Origin of the sequence: Pseudomonas sp. CCC3.1 (genome assembly GCF_034347405.1) — a bacterium.
In the GTDB taxonomy this organism is placed as follows: domain Bacteria; phylum Pseudomonadota; class Gammaproteobacteria; order Pseudomonadales; family Pseudomonadaceae; genus Aquipseudomonas.
The window spans coordinates 4,381,037-4,399,381 of sequence record NZ_CP133778.1; the positions used below are offsets into that span (position 1 = coordinate 4,381,037).

Below are 18,345 nucleotides of genomic sequence, written 5' to 3' on the forward strand. Positions count from 1 at the left end.
TTAGGAGGTGGTCACACATCGGGTTAGAGCGGATCAATTCCGGAATAGGTTTTCACGGTGCCATGTCAGATAGGAGCGATGGCGCGGCTCGATCTGCCGTAACCTCAATGCAGGGCTCAAATGGAGCGCCGCCGCTGTCGCTGCATCTACTTCAGGGCTCAGCAAAATGTCGCCATCGTCATCAAAGCTGATCAAGCCTTGATCAAAGGCCAAGTCGAGGTTAGGGGTCAGAAGCAGTCCATTGAACTGATCAAGTCGCTCGGCATGGTTCGCTGACCGCCAAGGCTTGATATGCGAGGCACGCAGCAATTGGGGAATGGAGCACTCGGTTACTGAGCAACCGCCCCAATAAGCCACAAGGGAATCGCGATAACGGCTTTGACCGATACGAGCTTTGATCAAAGCGTCTCGCTCTGTGTCAGTCAGAGCTACCTCACCCAGATCGATAGTCATCGCAGCCGGCGTAGCCGGCATAGCTGGCACTTCGTCAGGAAGGGACTCGTGACCAAGCAGAGATTGGACAAGAGCATTCATTGCTGCAGTGTCACGAAAGCCAAAAGCAATCCCATAGTTTATGGGCGTAGTGCCGCTATGGAGGCGCTTGGGAAAACCACGCAGGTTGCTGTTGTGGTAGTAAGGCTCCGCTGGACGCTCGACACCGGTTATCTCGGACCATTCGACAAGCTTTGAAGCATGCATGGGATGCAACACCAACGGTGCACGCGTCGATTGACCTGCCCCCCTCTTGACATAAATCGGCTCATCCAACGCTGGATGCATCAGGCGGAATACTTTGTTTCCCGGCAAGGGTGTCAAAACAAATCCCGCTTGTTCGAGACCGCTTACGATCTGTTCAACGGTTAGCGCATGCCCGTTGAACTGGCCAGGCACAGGTGAGGCCGTTGAGAACGGCTCTCCATTCGCGGATTGATCAAGCGAGTACTCGTTGGGCCATTTGACAACACGGTTCTTAATTGGATATGTCTTCAAAAAGCCTGGCGCTTGCAAACGCGCCAGCGCGGGTTTTCCGACTGCCTCCCAAGGGGTGTCAGCGCCAGCAACGAGGCGTGAGAAGCTGATGATGGGCCCGTTTTTCTGCGCAATTATCCAGGCGAGACAGGCTTCTGCGCGATCACGGGTACCGCTCTTGTTGCCCAAGCGTATCTGGCCATCTGCGATGATCCATAGGTCGAGACCTGAGTCATGCACCGCCAGTACAAACTCGGCGAAATCATCACGGACGGCCGTAGGCCAGTCTGCGGCAAGAATTGAAAAGGGTGAGCTGCGCTCGAATTTTTTGACAACATCTTGCAATGACGTACTCATTTTCGTTCCCTGAAAGGGCAATATCGAATGGCCACACCCTAAGCAATCCAGCTACAAACGTCTACAGCTTCGATACATCGTCGAGAACGCGTATCGGCATGGAATCAAGCAGCTTGAGCAGCACACAAGTCGGCTGCGGCCAGAGGTATGCATCGATGCAACTCCATGACGCCTCGCGCGGCGGCTCTATTTGCATACCCTCCAGCAGAAGTAGCTGTTCCCGGCAAGCGCCGGCAGAGAGACGATATGTAATCTCACAAGACACGTCCATAGTGTGGTCCTGTACAGGTAAAGTATTCGCACATATGTAGGCGCCGAAGCGCCAGAACATTACCTCGGCGTCCCGCTGATTCTAGGAATCACCACCTCCCACATGTCCATTTTCAGAGCAGGTCGAAACTGCAGATCAGCCTCATCGGCATACCGGGCGATTATCCCTTCCACATGACACTGGTCTATCTCTACGTTCGCTTTGAAGTTTTTCGCAGTACGACCAACGACTCGCCCTTGGGCGTCCTGAAGCAAGTACCGCTCGCCATCGCGCGTGAGCAGAAGGGGGTGGCCCGTTTGTAGTTCGGCGATCGCCCGGTGTATCTGATGCGTCGCAGTGCTTCTGCCGGCAAAGCCGATGTCTACGTCAGCCAGCGAAAGCTGAATGTAGGTGCGAGACAGTCGTGGATCGAAATCGCCGGAAAAGCTTTGTACCAAGGCACCGTGTGAAAGCTTGGGACTGAAAGGATTTCCGGACTCGAACTCTCCCAAGGTCAATGTTTGTTCCGCCCGCGTCATGCCAACGTAGTAGAGGCGGCGATCGGCATTCAAGTTTTGAGATGTGCTGCTCCAGGCGCCGTCCAGCAATCCGACATGGCGAAACTCCAGGCCTTTGGCGGAATGTACGGTGCCAAGGTACAAGCCCTGCCTTCCTTGTTTGCGAAGTGCCCGCGGGTACTCGTATAACCAGTCGATGATTGACTGTGAAGACAGCTGGCATTCGCCCATTTCCTGAACAAGGCACAGGAGGGCTGTTTCAAAGAACTCTTGCCAGTGCGGATCATCCAGGCTCGGCCGAAGCGTAGAGATGACCTCCGTCGCCGTCTGAGGCTGCTCGATCAAGCGTAAACACCCTATCCCTTTCAGGAAGCCCCGCTGGCGCGTTAAAGGGATTGAGTCCTCATTCTCGGAGGCGAGAAAATAAGGGACCTCGTTGAGTTCGCACCAGGCTTGGACCGGTTTGAGATAGGCATGAGTTCGGCCCAGTATCGCGCATCCGTTCCAGGTGCCGTTTTCCTCCAGTGAAATAAGCCGCGCCAGCTCAGCCGCCATAGCTTGAGCCTGTAGGTTGCCATTGGACCGGTCAGCAAAAGGAAGCTGGATTCGCAGCACCTTACCCGCCCGGGACGGATCTCTCGCCTCCCATTGCCCACCTGCGGGTAGCTCCCGGCGAGCCTTGTCGATGGTGATGGGATGATCTGCCTTCATCCGGCCTTCAGTTTCCCCGATCACCCGGTTCGACGAATTGATGATATTGGCGGACGAACGATAGTTATCCACCAAGTAGGTGACGCTGGCATCGTAGTTGTCGCGGAACTGCTCGATGTACTGATTGCTGGTATGGCGCCAGTCGTAAATATTCTGATCGTCATCACCAACCGCCAAAATGCATAAGCGCCCGTCCTCTTCTGCATTGCGCCCAGCCAACGCACTGACTAGTCGGTACTGCATCTCATCAATGTCCTGGTACTCGTCAACCATGATGTAACGGTAGCCACGCAGCAGTTGCTCGCATAAGTTGTCCTCACCGGTCGCCCGACCACCCTCCTCCAGCAAGTGCACCGCATCGGTGATTACCTGAGTCAACCGCTTCTCATCGACGGGCTCACCGCGCTCGAAGCGGGTGCCGGTCAATCGCATCGACATCGCGTGGTAGGTCAGTACGCTGACACCGTAAGCATCGGCTCCAACCAATGCTAACAAGCGCTTGCGGATTTCATTGGCCGCATGCCGGTTGAATGCCAAGGCAATGATGCTGCTGGCGGGTACTCGGCGCACGCGCAACAAGTAAGCAATCCGATGGACGATGACACGTGTCTTGCCAGACCCTGGACCGGCCAGAACTAATCGGTTGACGTCATCGTTGTCGGCAACGACCAATCTCTGGACGGTACTCAAGCAATGGGTGATGGCCTTCCAAGACTGCTCGCTGGTTGCGAGTTTCAGAACTTCTTCGCGCTCATTGAAATATTCTTTGATGAAGTCACGCTTGGGGTTGCCAAAGTACGCCAGTACCAGCCTGAGCGCCGGTTCCATGTCATGGATTCCGCGCTCGGCATATTCACGCATGACATGCACCTGAACACATTTTTCCCGGTAATGTTCATCGAGCTTCGCGTAATCGTCCTTGTAAAACCCCACCTTCTTTTCAGCCTTTTCGCCGTCCACTTTGATTGTCATCGCACGCCGCATGACGGTCATACCGTGGTTCAGAGTCAGGATTTCCTGCTGGTGCATATACAACAGCACGTGCTCCACCGCTCTGCGAAACTGACCTGCCGGCATCGTGGATTTCAAGACCAGATCGCCCTCAAGCGTGGCGACCAGCTTGCCAAAGGTGGTATCGACCATCAGGTCGCGGGCTCGGGCACCCGGTGGAAGTTGGGAGATGAGGTAATTAAGCAGCAGCGTTGCAATGGTGCGGCGTTTCTCACCAAACGCACTGATACGCTTCCAACTATGACGGCCGGTAAAGCGCAGCTTCAAATGATCACGATTGATCGGGCGAATTTCGAAGGTGCTGCGCTGTTGGCTTTCACCGTCGCGATCCTGGGCCAGACTCTTGAGCAGCCTGAGTACCTGAATGGGATTCACATCGTCGCGCTCCAACCTGGCCTTCAATGCGGTGTTGAGCTGGGAAAGGTTGATGTCTTGCCATTCACCATTTTCTGCATCTGGCGAGAGTTCAGGCAGCAACTCGAACAATGCCTTTTCAAGTTCCAGCGATTGCATGAGCCGCTGATTGGATGAGCCGACGATGCCATGCCGGACAAACACCGTCAGCTGAGAATCATTGATCAGGATTCCCATCTGCTCCATCTGCTTCAAGGCCCCGGCAACCTCCTCCAGCGACTGGCCGGTAAGCGTCATGAGTTCATCGGTGTTGATGCGTTGGTCGGCCTTGGCCTGAAAAAGGTAGTTGAGGATTGCCTTGAATTCGGCAAACCTGCGTTGGGGGAGTTTCGCCTCCACGAGACGCGCCTGCGATTCTTCAAGGGTGAGCGCAGCGCGGGCGGGAAAGATACGCGTCTGGTTTTCTTCACGGCGCAGAAAATCACTACGTTCCAGCCAAGCGATGGCCGTCACCACCTTGGTTTCGGCATCACGATCTTCTGCCGCGAATGTCGTTTCGACAGTTGCATCCAGCAGAATCTCGCCGGCCGTAATAACCAACTCTCGTCCTTTGCGCTTTGAAGTTTCCCCGCGCAGCTTTTTCAGAATTTGCTGGATATCACGAAGACTGAGCTTGGAGCGCTCGCTTATCCCAAACTGCGCTTCAATATCCTGTGGATCGTAGAGCAGCACGCAGCGGGCGCTTTCCTGATCTCGACCGGCGCGGCCAGCCTCCTGCAGGTAGTTTTCAAGTGAGCCGGGGATATCCGCGTGGATGACCAGGCGGACATCCTTCTTGTCGACCCCCATGCCGAAGGCGTTGGTGGCAACGATGACTCGAAGCACCCCTTTGATGAAATCGTTCTGAATGTCGGTCTTCTCGCCAGGCGGGAGCCCTGCGTGGAAATACTTGCAAGCCCAACCCTTCCCAACCAGAAACTCCGAAAGCTCCTCCGCACCTTTACGGCTGGAGACAAAGACCACGGCCCCTCCCTCTTGGGTGACCAGATTGTCTTCCAGCAACTGCTGTGTACGCTGGCGTTTTTCCGACTTCTGACACGGGACAACTTCAAAGCGCAGGTTGACGCGTTCGTGCGAGCCAATGAACTCCTTGAAAGTAATGCCAAGGGTGTCTTGGAAATGCGCGCGGATGTCCGCCAGTACGTCCGGCTTGGCTGTCGCAGTGAAGCATCCAATCGGAGCGAGCGGTTGGTCTCTGTGGTATTCACTAATGAAGCGCGAGGCATACAAGTAGTCAGGGCGAAAATCATTACCCCACTTTGACAGGCAGTGGGCCTCGTCGAAGATCCAGGCGCCAACCTGTCGCTGCCTGAGGGCCCGGCGAAAAGTGTTGTTGCGAAACTGCTCAGGCGAGACGAGCAGCACGCCGATGTCACCCATCTGGATTTTTTCCAGGACATCGGCTCGCTCAGGGAGAGTCAGCAGACCGCTCAGGGCGGCAGCACATTGGACGTTGGATGCGATCAGCCCATCTACTTGATCTTTCATCAGCGATTGGAGCGGCGAGACAATGATCGTCAGGCTGCCATTTCGGTGATAGCGGTTCAGGGCCGGCAGTTGATAGCCGATTGACTTACCGCCCCCTGTGGCCAATACGGCAAGGACGTTTTCACCGCGCATACCAGCAAGCGCCACATCATGCTGGCGAGACCGACCATCGCTATCACGACGGAATTCGTCGTGACCGAAGTAGCGTTTCAACTCCTGGACCGGGTCATGCTCGGAGCTGCAGTACTCGCACTCCTTTTTCCCACAGGGGGTATCGCGCAACTCTCCAATGATTCGGCCGACCTCGGGAAACTGATGCCTCACCCAAGGTGCGAGCACCGAGTTACCGCCAGAGACGCGAAGCCAGGCGAGCGCATAGGCATGTGGCCAGCGCAACTCATCCCGCTCCAGATCATTTTCCAACAAGCTGAAGAGCCGGGTCTGGCAAACTTTGTATTGCCGTTTGAACGCCGGATCAGTCTCGACCAGAAGCTGCGTGATTGCCGCGCGCAGCTCTTCGAGAGGAAGCGCAGGGGTCTGTGTAATCGCCTGGAATATAGACTCAAGGTCACTACCTTTTGCAGCGATCAATGTTTGGTAGCACATTAGCTCCCGTACATTCATCAACTTCAGATCGGCAAACGCGGCCTGCTGGTCCTGGAAAAGCGTAAGCGTTGAGCGGCAGTCTCCGAGCGGGGAATTCAAACTTTCGCGGATGAGTTTGTAATCTTTGATCAGCCGGTGATACGGATTTTTTGGAAAAGCCAGCGGCGACAAGCGCAGGGTATCGACTACAGCTAGGTCATGCAGCGCCAGTTGAGGTGCCTGGGACTTGAGCAATGGCAGGTCGTGGTCGATCAGGTTGTGCCCAAGTACACAGTCTGCCCCCTGCCCCAGTGCATCCAACTGAGCAAGCGCCGCCATTGGATCTTTGGAAATCTTGAGCTCTAACTCTTGGCCTGTAGTGGGCCGCAACGCCCCGACCATTATTATTTTGGCCGGCTTTGACTCAGTCGGAGGTACCACCTCCAAATCGAAAATCAAAGCGTTCGGAATTGCTGATTCACTCATACATCCAGAGTCCTTTCTGACCGCGAGGCATGGCCAAATTTTAGCGTTACATCACGATACATGATCGGATGCTGATGCAGGACAGAAAGGCATGAACTGCGCAGGCCGAGTAGAAAGATGCTCAGCGCCCCGATCCGATCGTTGACCGACTTCTACCTGTCGCCATCTGCAGCTATGGGCAGTTCACTGCCAATCATGGTTACGAAGCGTGCTGGTCAGTTCGAATGCAAACGAGTAGTCAAGTGGAGTGCTGTATTCCAATTGGTATTCCAACCAAAAACAAAAGTCGATATTAGTTTTATAAATCAATAGCTTACTGAGCAGATTAAAATCACCCCGGTGAAGCAATCAACCCACCTCCCCCACCTTCACTCCCCAGAAAAGTAGTCACTATCCAGCTGCTTCACTTCATAAACCTGCTTAACACTAACCCCCAAATTGTTCTCAACCATCAACCGAGCCATCTCAACCCCATCGATCAGCACCACTTTGATATCCAGCCCAAGCGCCGCCTCCCGGGCCCCCACGGAAAAATCCGAGGTGGTGATAAACACCCCCTTACGCGCCCGCTGCCGAGTCAGCGCACCGATAAACTTATCAATCTCCGGCCGATGCACCGTATTGCTCCAGCGCTTGGCCTGCAGGTAGATCACGTCCAGCCCGAGCTTATCCTCATTGATAATCCCGTCGATGCCATCATCATTAGTAGCCTGGGTTGCCTTGCCGGCTTCTTTACGCGAGCCGCCATAGCCCATGGCCAACATCAAATCGACCACCAGCTGCTCAAAGAAAATCGGACTGGCAGCCCTCACCTGTGCCAGAAGGTCTTCGGCGAGCGACTGAATAAGTGCCTGGTGAGCATCAGCCAGTTGCTCATCCGGGGTCGTCTCGGCGCGCTCCACAGCCACACCCCCCATCACGCTCAGCACCTCGGTGGTCTGGGGTTTGGCGGTGTGGAAATCGGCGAACTCAGGAAACTGCTTCAGCCAAGTCACGGTGATGCGCGCAGGGCCGTTGGCCAGCGCTTGCCGACCACGGTCGGTGATTTGCACCATGCCCTTGCTCGGGATAGTCAACAAACCTGCTTTGTTGAGATACGTCCTAGACCAGCCCACGCGGTTGTTGATCACCGTTTGATGCCCAGATGGCAGCCGCTCCTTGCGCTCATCTTCAGTTAGCTGGAGTACATCAGCGATGCACTCGCGAAGTGCGCTAAGCGGTATCGCAACACCGTCCCGAACAGCCTCCAACACGGGGCGCATGACACTTTGAAAATCCGGGATCGACATCGTTTTTCCTCTTCGGTCGTCGCGACGCTTTCAGGACGGTCGTCGTGAGGGTTGCTCACGCTCATTCGGCATGATGCCGCATTGATATCTTCGCGCAAAATGCCAGTTCGCAGTGGAAGCAGCAAGCCCAGCCCCAACCGGCTTACGAGAATAAATCCGACGCGCTTTTCTTTTACATCCACCTCAAGTACCGTCGCAGCCGGCCGATACAAGCAAATGGCCACAATTCATTTCGCACCCATCACCTCGACAAATGGAATTCTCGTGTGAACATTCCCCTGCGCCGCACATTTGCTCTGCTCAGCCATTCGCCCTCCGGCCTGGTCATCTGCCTGCCCCATAACCTGAGACAGAGCTGAGCATGTCTTCCAGAGAATACCTGTACAAAAACCTTCGTCCTGAACTCGTCGCTCCCGACGCACCCGCCCTAGCTGACGCCTGTGCACCGCAACGCAGCAGCGAACCGCGCTTCACCCTTGAGCGGGACGTGGTGCTCTCGGCCAGTAATCGTCAGCAACTGGATGAGGCTTTAGTCAAGATTCGCTATCACGACGTCATCTATGAGACCTGGGGTTTCGCGCAGGTCGACCCAAACGGCAGAGGCACGCTGCTCAATTTTCATGGCGCCCCAGGGACCGGCAAGACCCTCACCGCCGAAGCATTCGCCGGCAGTATCGGCAAGCGGCTGATCAATGCCAGCATCGCTGACCTGGAAAGCAAGTTCATGGGTGACACCTCGAAGAACATCGTCAGCCTGTTTGCCGCAGCGCGCAACGAGGACGCGGTGCTGTTTCTCGATGAGGCCGATACGCTGCTCGGTCGTCGCCTATCCTCAGTGACCCAGGGCATCGACAATGAAGTCAACGCGATGCGCTCGACCCTGCTGATCGAGTTGGAGAAACACCCCGGGATCGTGATTTTCGCCAGCAACTTCGCTCGCAATTACGACTCGGCGTTCGTCAGCCGCATCTCTCAGCATATTCATTTCGAGCTTCCAGGTGATGACGAACGTCGAGCGATCTGGGCCAAGCTGCTGGTCCAAGGCATCCCTCTGAGCCTGGTGCGCGAAGATCTGATTGAGGCGCTAGTGCAGCCCTCTGCCGGTCTCTCTGGCCGGGAAATCCGCACCTGCCTGCGCCTGGCGTTGCCCAAACCCTTGCTGGAAGGCGGCGGTGGACGGCTGACGCCTGAGCATGTGCTCGGCGCCATCGAGCAATTGCTCCTGGCACGCAATGACATAAATGTTTCCACACCTGGCGAACAGACCGGGCGTACCGATATCGCACGCAAATTGTTGGGCGTGAACTCAAGGAGTGACGGGTAAATGGGCTGGTTGAGCAAGATCAAAGGTTTTGTCAGCAAAGCGGTTCAGGTGGTCAAGGAGAAGGTCGTAGAGGCGGTCAACTGGCTGGCTGACAAGGCCGAAACCTTCGTTGGTGAAGTCAAGCGTCTATACAAGGCCGCCAAGCCCTATATCTCCAAAGCCCGTATGGTGCTGAGGACCATCGCCGCGAATGTGCCAATCCCTTGGGTTCAGGGCATCAGCATGGCGCTCGACAAGGCACTGGCTGTCTTGGAGCATCTGGATAACCATCCGCTTGTAGCCAAGGTCGATGCGGCGATCAAATGGGTTATCGCCCGCGCCCGCGACATCAAGCGCCATCTGCTTAACGATCAGGAAGTCAAAGAAGCCGAACAGCGGGCCGCCGACCTCGAAGCCGCGATGGAGCACGTTGATGAGTCGGGCCGCCAAGCGCTCGAAGGCCTGGCCATGAGCAACCGCTACGAGCTGGTTCGTGCTCGGATCAGCCGACTGGTCGAGGATGAAGCGTTCGTCAACTTCGAGCACTACCTACGCATTCGAGCCGTGCAGAAACTGCTGCCCCTGTACGAAGAGCAGATGGAGCACGTCAAAGAAATTCACAATGTGCTGGATGAGCCGCTGTTCATCATTCAGATCGCCAGCCAGTTGATAGAAGGCCACGCCGAACTCGATGACGATGCCATGGAGCGCCTCGACAGCTTGACCACCGCTCGATTCGGCAAGCCGGTGATCCCGTTCGTGTTCGAAGAGATGATCAACGTGTGGGGCTTGGACCTAAAGCAGCATCAAGACACCTGGGAGGAGTTGGGCAAGCGCGTGTCCCGCGACCAGGTGATCGTCAAGCGCCTGAACAATTTAGCGAAGCTGGAACCACTGCCGGTCGAGGAGGCCAAGGTGCTCACCGACCTCGAAAAACTGTTGCCTACCGACGAGGCCCGTTTGGACAAACTTGCCAGCGATGTCCTCGCCAAGCGCAACTATGTCTATGCAGCCGAGGGCTTCCTGCAATTACTGGAAAATGACGAGCAGCGCCTGATCGACCAGGACCGTGAATACCTTATCGACGACGGTTTTGAGGTGGGTGAACTGCTGATTCGCTGCGCCCAAAACGGCGAGAAGTGGGAGAACCTCAAGCGCGAGGAACAATCGCTGATCATCAGCTTCGCCAACATCTTCGAAGCCGACTGCCGCAAGCGTGCCGAACAATTCACCCAGGTTGAGGTGGCAGCGTGAGTGGCACAGTTCTGGAGTTCCTATCGCCATCGTTGGGGAACCCGTTGGAGTTGGTATTCTGCACGGTGATCATAGGTGGCATGCTGGTTTCGCTGATCACCGCCGAGGTGTTCGGCCGCGCTCCGGCTTGGGAGCGCAACTGGCAAGGCGGCACGCACAAGGGCGCGCTGGACATCGAGCACGGGGCACTCGGTGAGTTGAACCAGGCAGTGGCCACTCTACCCGAACGCATCGTAGCCAATATGCCGGGGCTGCTGTTAATCGTCGGCTTGCTGGGAACCTTCCTGGGCCTGGGCATGGCCTTGGACAAAGCCTCTGGAATCCTGCAGGGCAACGCCGATTCTCTGAACGCAATGAGCGACTCGTTGGGCCAGCTCACGGGCATGATGAAAGACTTGGGTACCAAGTTCAAAACCTCGACCTGGGGGATCATCGCTTTTATCGCGCTGAAACTGTGGGACTCTGCCCGCTGGTCCGCTGAAAGCCGCCGGACCGGCTGGTGCGTCGACCGCATGAAGCGCGACATCGACAACCGCCGGGATCAGCACAAGAACGCAACCGAGCTCCGTGACCAACTCACCCGGCAGGCCCTGGCCGCCGTCGGTGAGCAACTGGTGCAGGCCATTGCCGGTCAGAGCCAATTGCTGGGCAATGAACTCAAGCAGCTTAAGCTGATCGAGTTGAAACGCGGACAAACCTGCGATGAGCAGTTCGCGCGGACCGCCGCCAATCTGGACGGGCAACTGCAGCAGCTGCAACAACTCAGCGGAGCGGAAGGCTATCTCGCGGCACTGGCTCGCTACTCCGCCCACCTGCCGCGCCTGGACCTGCTCGAGGGCCAAGGAGAAACCCTGCTGGGCCTCGACGCTGGCCTCGGCCGCCTACAGGCGCAACTGGAACAGTCGAGCCAGCAGCTCACCGGGCTGGGGCAGACACTCGAACACGGCCACCAGTTGACGGAGCGCCTACAACAGACCGCTACCCTGCAATGGGAGCACGCGCGAGATGAAAGTGAGCGCCAGAGCCAAACCTTGCTGGCGACCCTGACTGAGCAGCATGGCGCGCAACTCGACGCAGACCGCGCGCAGGCGACTCATCTGCAAGAGCGGTTTGATGAGTTGGCCACACTTTCGACTAAAGGTATCGAAGCGACACAGGCAGTTGGCGCGCATACACAAGCCAGCCAGCAGAGCCTGGAGTTGTTCGTCACCACCAGTACCAACAACCTCAATACGCTCGAGCAAGCCGGCATTACCATGGGTAAAGCCGCGAAGCAGCTGGCCCAATCTGCAAGTGCCTTGGAAGGCAGCGTATTAACCATGGAGAAGAGCGTCGGTGCGGCCATCGACAAGCTCAACGATGACTTCCATGCCCACCTGCAGACGATGCAGGGCAGTCTCGATGCCAACATCTCACGCCTGAGTGACGTAATGAACGAGCTGCAGACCGGGATGATGGATAACGTCAACCGGATGAGCCAGGACTTCACTCACAACACCACGACGATGTCGGAGAACCTGCGATCGGCTACCGACAATATTTCCGAGGCCGTAGTCCGGCTCTCTGGCGAGGTCAATGAGGTGATGGCGAGCGTGAGCCGCAACATCGAAGGGGCCAACAGGGCTCAGACCAACGCCAGCGCGATGTTCACGACGACCAACGACGAGCTCAACGGCGCCATCAGTCAGATGGAAAAAAACATGAGGACGCTGGGAGAACAGATCACTCAAGGGCTGACTGATATCTCTGAGAGTAATAGGAACATGCGAGCCACGGGCAAGAAGCTCGAACAGTTGAAAGAGCTGCCCGATAGCTTTGACAAGCTGCATGGGCATTTCCAGGAACTGCTCGCCCAAGGCACGCAAACCTTGCTAGTGCTCGAAAAACTGGCAGGTGAGCTGCGCAGCGACCCGCACCAGCGCGGCCAACTGCTCAGCGAAGCGGTGAAAAATCTGGCGCAGCTGTCCTCCCAACTCAAGACGCTGACAACCAGCACGCAGCAAGGCACGCAGCAGGTCGCCAACCTGCCCCAAGCGCTGGCGGAAAAGGTCGGGCAGCAGTTCTCCAATCACCTGCAACCCCTGCAGCAAGCGGCGGGCTCTACGGTTGCCCTGCTCCAGCAGATGGCCGATCAAGCCCAGCAGCCGCTGGCACGCAAGCCTTCCGACGAGCCTCTGACAGCGTGAGACGGCCATGAAAGAAAAACCCAATGAATGGGTCTCGATCTCCGACCTTATGTCTGGGGTAATGGCCGTAGTGATGCTGATGCTTGTGGTGTCGGTGCTGCAGAACAAAGCGGCCGAGGCTGCGATGGCAGTTGAGAAGCAGCAGATGGAGGCCGCTCGTCAAGAAGAGCGCAGCAAAGGCGACGCAGCCCAGCGGGCAAGCCTGAGCAAACTGCTGGCCGCTATGCAGTCGGACCTGCAGCGCACCGGCGAAACGGATCTGGTGGACATCGACATTCAGAACCGCCGTCTGACCCTCCCCGACAATGCCTTCGCCCGAGGGAGCGCCTGCATTACCCCAGCCGCCCAGGGCGCACTGACCCTGCTCAGCGCACGGGTGGCCACCTTCATCCAGGATTATGGCCAGGGACAAGTGCTGGTAGAGGGGCATACCGACAACCTGCCGGTTTCCCGCCCGGTCACCGACTATGAGCGTTTTTGCACGGTGTATGACGACAACTACACCTTGTCTGCCGCACGGGCACGCGAGGCTCGCAAGCTGCTGATTCAGGCGATTGAGCCACAGCAGGCACGGCGCGTGGTGGTGGCAGGCTACGGTGACTCACGCCCCAAACCGGGCGTAGACCCCGCCAGTGCCCTCAACCGTCGAGTGGAGGTTCAACTGGTAGTGGCCACGCAGCCGCCGACGGCAAATTAGCGCGATGCAGCCCACGCTCCATATTGGCCGGCGGCTCCCCTGAACCTGATTTAGACACCGAGAGGCAAGAACACGATGGCAACTACAGGAATCGATTGCGACGACGAACTCTTCGCCAGCCTGCTCAGCGCCAAGGCCGATGAGGTGGACATGTTGGTGGACATCATCACCGACTTCTCAAGAGGCCGCGCCGGTCTGGACGCGGACATCAAGAAGCGGCTGGTACAAGCCAAGCACAGCTCCCGACCTGCCGGCTACGAACAACAGCAGCTCGAGCTGCTGGGACACGAACTGCAGCAATTCGGCGGGCACTCGGCGATGAACCTGACGCGCCGTTTCCTGAAAAAGTCCGCTGTGCCCTATGCCGAAATCGTCAACGACGTTTATCAGAAGCTCAATGGCAGCGACGCAGCGAGCCGGTCCGTCGCCGACAAGGAACGTCAGATCGCCTTGGCGCTGTTCGGTGCCGGTTGGCGTGAGTTGGCACCCGAAGATCGCTTTGAGCGCACCACCAGTACCATGGTGCTGGCCGGGCTGTTCAACCTCAAGGACGCGCTCTCAGTCAGTTCTGGCACTGCAGTCGGTCTGTCGGCAGCAAGCAGCGCGGCGTTGTTCACCGTGGCAACCACGGGGTTTCGCCTGAACCCCATAGGCGCCGTCGCCACGTTAGGCTTCGGCCTGCATAGCAGCATTGCCGAAGCCTACCGGGTGACCGTGCCATTTGTGGCCCAGATGGGCTGGATTCGCCTGCGCCACGAAGCGCCTGCGACACGCTCACCGGCGCCGAACACTGTCGCTCCCGCCTCCACGCCGGGCGCTTCGGAGCTGGTCGTGCAGAACGGCCAGGGCGAAACACTGCTGAAACTCAACGTGCTGCAGCGACCACCTGCAGGCGTACATCGTGCGCTCCCCACCGACCAGATCAGCGCGCTCAGCCCGTTGCTGGCCAATGTGCCGGGGCTTGCCGCGCTAGGAGAGATGTCCAGGGGCAACTATGTAGTGTGTAGCCTGCCCTTCGAGACACTGACCAAAAACGCCAACAATGATGGCAGCGTCAGAGCTTTCGTCCGTACCGGTGGCAAGATCAGCGAGCAGGCCAGCCTGTCATTGCCTGAAGACCTGCAGAACGTGCTACTCAGCGGTGCGGTGTGGAACGCGGTGTCCTCAGCCGTGGGCCAGAAGCACTTGCACGATATCAACGAGAAGCTGAACGCCATTAAACGCCAGCTCGACAGCGTGCTGCGCGAACTGGACGAAGCCCGCTGGGAATCGCTCGCCGGAATGGTCGACTATACCCAGGACCTGCTCGACCACTACGCGCAAGACGGCATTAGTCACTACGCTGTGCAGACCCTCGAAAGCCAGCACAGCCAGATCACGGCTCTGAGGCAATTCTTCGACCGCAAAATGAAAGAAGAGCTGGACGTCGCCCAGGCTGTCGAGGCCGACAAGCTGTTCGGGGCAGACAGTGCCCGCCAAGCGCTGAAAGGCAGCCTGGCGAAGATGGAAGGTTGGGTGAGCGGATACTTGCAAGCTACTCAGTTGCAGGTTGTGAGCAGCGCCTTGCGCTATATGGCTGATCCGCAGCAACGTCACTGCAGCGCTGCAGCCAAGGTACTTGCAAGTCTGGGGCAGCTCGACGCTATCGCCACCCAGAGTCGCAGTGTGTACAGCTCGCAGATGGAACTGACCAGCTCACGAGTCTTCAGCCTCGATAGCACGCTAAGCCAAAGCTTCACGGCGCAATTGGACAGCATTGCCGGTTCGCTGGCACAAGGTCCATTCGACATCCGCCAGCTGCACCAATCGCTATTCAATCAAGGTGAACACCAGGTGTTGCTGCGTTATCAAGATGGCCAAATCGCCGAGGCGCAGCTGCTCGATCGGGCGATCTGATCAAGGGTAGCCAGGGTAGCCAGCAGACAGGGGCGTGAACGTCACAACGCGCATGCTCCTGCCGCGTTTCAATCGATGCAAAGCCACGGCCGCAAATGAGCCCGGTTCGCCAGCACCAGTTGTTGGGCCTCGGGCTTGGGGTCGTTGACATTGGAGTTGATCTGAAAGCGTTGCACCACGTACTTGACCAGCGCATTCTGCCCTTCACCAGCGTCAAGGCTCCCATGGATCCGGACCTATTTGGCAACCTGTGTATCATCGATACTCCGACATTGAATTCATCGAGTCCACGCCGTTCCATGCAGAGTCGCTGTACATCGTGCTGAACAAAGCTGATGTGAAGTCTCAATGCTCAAAGCCCCGTCCTGTTCGCGGCTCGATAAAACGGGCGAACTATCACCCACCTATTCTTCAGAATCGTTGCAGCGCCAGTAGCTCCGCGAGCGCCCCTTTGAGCCACCCTGCGTTACGTGCGCTCAACTCCCGGGATATGCCAATTCGATCTGCTGATCGAACACGCCGCCAACCCCACAGTACTCACGCGGCACGCGCTCAAGATCCTCAGCTACCTGCTCAATCACCTCACGCAATTCCAGTTGCTCTAACCATCGAGCAGGAATCGCTGTAGCACCATACTGTGCCCCCAACAAATGCCCGGTGATGAGCCCGGTACTGTCGCTATCACCACCGTGATTCACCGCTCTGATCACGCCCTCTTCTAACGAGGAGGCTGCCAGGGCGCACCACAATCCGATAGCCAGCGTTTCTTCGGCGACCCAGCCACCACCGAGTTCGCCTATTCGTTGCGCGGTGGGCTGGTAGCCCTCGTAAAAGAAGAAGAGAACACGCTCAATGAGGGCTCGTGTTTCTTCCATACCGGGAACTTGACCGTATTGGGCCAGGCTCTGAGTGATCGCGTGTTCCAGGCTGTCTTCTCTATCGACAATGCGCTGGAGAATATCGGCAAACATCCCGGCCGCCAGATAGCCCGTAGGATGCCCGTGAGTCAGGCGTCCTGACTGGGCAGCGTAGTCAAAGGCGTTTGCAAAGAAGGCGCAAGGTGCGGCTCGCATCAGGGCACCACAGCCTTTACTGTTGTTCTCGGCCACAGCGCCCAGCCGTGGACTGGCCTTGAGTGCAGTGAGACAGGTAGTACCAGGTGTGCGCCGAGACCAGAGCGCCGGTTGCTCGAACAACCACCCGTCTCGATCAACCGGTATCGCAGCAGCGTGACCCTGGGTTATCAGCCATCGCAGTAGTGAATGATGAATGACGTCAGGGACGTGGCAAGCCCCTCGTGAGCTACCGCGCACGTAGGCCCGCAACAAGCCTTCCGCGGTAAAAAGCATCATCTGAGTGTCATCGGTAATGGCGGCGGTGATACCGTACGCCGGAACAAAATCGATGATTCCCTGTGGACCGAACCTGGCTTCGATTACCGACCACTCGAGAAACTCCACTGGGGCGCCTAACGCGTCGCCAACAGCGCCTCCCAGCAGGCAGCCTTTGATCCGTTCAAGTCTGTTCATGTCCATTCCCTTATCCCTCAGCCGGGATCAATTCCTGCAAAATCACCAGCTTTCTTTGCAACTGCTCGATATGTGCTTTTTCAGCGCGCAGTGCCGAACGCAACTCGCGGTTCTCTGCCTCCCAAATCCGCGCCCAGCGCGCATTTTTTTGGCAGCCCATAGCCATCTGCCAGAGCTCACGCAATCTCAGACACTGATGCAGTAACACCAGCAGGATTGCTCCCATCATCAGCAATGCACCCGTCGAAACCGCTTCCGACATACTCATGTCCACTTCCTTTCGTGACTTCAATTCATTTTGAAGACAGACACACGATATGTAGTGTTAAGCGACAGGTCTAGAATGTAGACTTATACAGGTAAAGTATTCGCGCACATGGAGAGGGTATGAAACGCAAGCAGTCCATCGAACAGGTCCGCTGGGATCTGGCACTTCGCTATCGTTTGATTGAGACCGTTGCCTGGTGGGAGGGCCGGTTGACCACGGGACACTTGATGCAGAGCTTCGGTATCAGTCGCCAGCAGGCGTCCAAGGACATCAACACCTACATCACGGAACATGCGCCTAAAAACCTTACATATGACAAAAAAATAAAAGGCTACGTGCCCGGCAAGGCGTTCACGCCGCTGTTCATCGACGACAGCGCAAGCGCCTATTTGCACCTGCTCTACCAGAACAACGAACGCGCTCCTCACATTGATGGGCTCGCCCTGGCTTACGCTCACACCAAGGTGCTGGAAGTCCCGGATCGCCCGATCCGGCCGGAAGTCCTGCGCCCATTGCTCAAGGCCTGTCGCGATGGCCTGCGCCTGGAAACCGAGTACGTATCGCTCAACACACCAAACGTGGAAATTCGACTGATCGCCCCTCACACACTGGTCTACACCGGTATGCGCTGGCATGTGCGGGCTTACTGCGAGAAGAACGGCCAGTACCGCGACTTTGTACTCAGCCGCCTGCGGGGCCAGCCGGATTTGCTCGATGAATCGCAGAATACTCGCGAGCTGGATGAAGACTGGAATACCGAGATTCCCGTCATTTTTGCAGCCGATGGACGGCTGAACGCGGCGCAGAAGTCAATCATCGAAACCGACTTTGGCATGACTGATGGCCAGCTGGTAGTGCCCAGTCGTAGAGCGCTGGTGAAGTATGTATTGCAACGCTATCAGATCGACCCGAGAAATCAGGCCACTAACCCCGAGGCACAGCAAATCGTGGCAACCAACCTCAAGGAGTTGCGCCCCTGGCTCATGAATGACTGACGCGCGCGCATCCCCTTTTCCAAGGTGTTTCGCTCATGGTCGAGTGTGGGCTAGCGGTCATTGCGGTCAGTCCACATTCGGCCAGGCCACGAGCACACTTCGAGCCAGGTTTGCCTGATAGATGTAAAGCCCCTTGGGA

The 18,345-nt window shown here is 57.1% G+C and carries 11 protein-coding genes; 6 read left to right on the forward strand and 5 right to left on the reverse strand.

Features of this window, described 5'->3' with window-relative positions; translation table 11 throughout:
* Positions 1 to 33: 33 nt before the first annotated feature.
* The 3 genes from RHM56_RS19310 to RHM56_RS19320 all read right to left on the reverse strand — a co-directional run bounded on the left by RHM56_RS19310 (position 34) and on the right by RHM56_RS19320 (position 8,078).
* Positions 34 to 1,326 carry an HNH endonuclease gene (locus tag RHM56_RS19310; protein ID WP_083294000.1) on the reverse strand — a complete coding sequence of 431 codons (1,293 nt, stop codon included), beginning with the start codon at positions 1,324 to 1,326 and terminating at the stop codon, positions 34 to 36.
* Positions 1,327 to 1,656: 330 nt separating this feature from the next.
* Entirely contained in the window at positions 1,657 to 6,789 is a 5,133-nt protein-coding gene (locus RHM56_RS19315) for a RecQ family ATP-dependent DNA helicase (protein WP_070413321.1), read from the reverse strand.
* Between the two features lie 368 nt (positions 6,790 to 7,157).
* The gene (locus RHM56_RS19320) at positions 7,158 to 8,078 is read right to left on the reverse strand and encodes a restriction endonuclease (RefSeq protein WP_069673153.1); all 921 of its coding nucleotides are present in this window, start codon (positions 8,076 to 8,078) and stop codon (positions 7,158 to 7,160) included.
* Positions 8,079 to 8,439: 361 nt separating this feature from the next.
* On the opposite strand from RHM56_RS19320, the gene RHM56_RS19325 reads away from it, so the two are divergent.
* The 5 genes from RHM56_RS19325 to RHM56_RS19345 all read left to right on the forward strand — a co-directional run bounded on the left by RHM56_RS19325 (position 8,440) and on the right by RHM56_RS19345 (position 15,414).
* A complete protein-coding gene (locus tag RHM56_RS19325) occupies positions 8,440 to 9,402 on the forward strand; it encodes an ATP-binding protein (protein WP_070413320.1) in 963 nt (320 codons plus the stop codon).
* Positions 9,403 to 10,635, forward strand: coding sequence for a hypothetical protein (locus RHM56_RS19330; protein ID WP_070413319.1), 1,233 nt, complete (start codon positions 9,403 to 9,405; stop codon positions 10,633 to 10,635).
* Positions 10,632 to 12,821: a hypothetical protein gene (locus RHM56_RS19335; protein WP_231740648.1), complete on the forward strand. Its 2,190-nt coding sequence runs from the start codon at positions 10,632 to 10,634 to the stop codon at positions 12,819 to 12,821. The genes RHM56_RS19330 and RHM56_RS19335 overlap by 4 nt, the downstream gene beginning before the upstream one ends.
* 7 nt (positions 12,822 to 12,828) lie before the next feature.
* Positions 12,829 to 13,518, forward strand: a complete 690-nt coding sequence (locus tag RHM56_RS19340; RefSeq protein WP_070413317.1) for an OmpA/MotB family protein — start codon at positions 12,829 to 12,831, stop codon at positions 13,516 to 13,518.
* Positions 13,519 to 13,593: 75 nt separating this feature from the next.
* On the forward strand, positions 13,594 to 15,414 hold the full coding sequence (locus RHM56_RS19345) for a hypothetical protein (protein WP_070413316.1): 1,821 nt from the start codon (positions 13,594 to 13,596) through the stop codon (positions 15,412 to 15,414).
* 476 nt (positions 15,415 to 15,890) lie between these two features.
* Here the strand turns inward: RHM56_RS19345 and RHM56_RS19350 are convergent, their stop codons facing one another.
* Entirely contained in the window at positions 15,891 to 16,943 is a 1,053-nt protein-coding gene (locus RHM56_RS19350; RefSeq protein WP_070413365.1) for an ADP-ribosylglycohydrolase family protein, read from the reverse strand.
* Positions 16,944 to 16,953: 10 nt separating this feature from the next.
* Positions 16,954 to 17,211 (reverse strand): hypothetical protein, encoded by a 258-nt coding sequence (locus RHM56_RS19355; protein WP_069673146.1) that lies wholly within the window; start codon positions 17,209 to 17,211, stop codon positions 16,954 to 16,956.
* Positions 17,212 to 17,330: 119 nt separating this feature from the next.
* On the opposite strand from RHM56_RS19355, the gene RHM56_RS19360 reads away from it, so the two are divergent.
* On the forward strand, positions 17,331 to 18,206 hold the full coding sequence (locus RHM56_RS19360) for a WYL domain-containing protein (protein WP_019582650.1): 876 nt from the start codon (positions 17,331 to 17,333) through the stop codon (positions 18,204 to 18,206).
* The last annotated feature ends 139 nt before the right edge of the window (positions 18,207 to 18,345 follow it).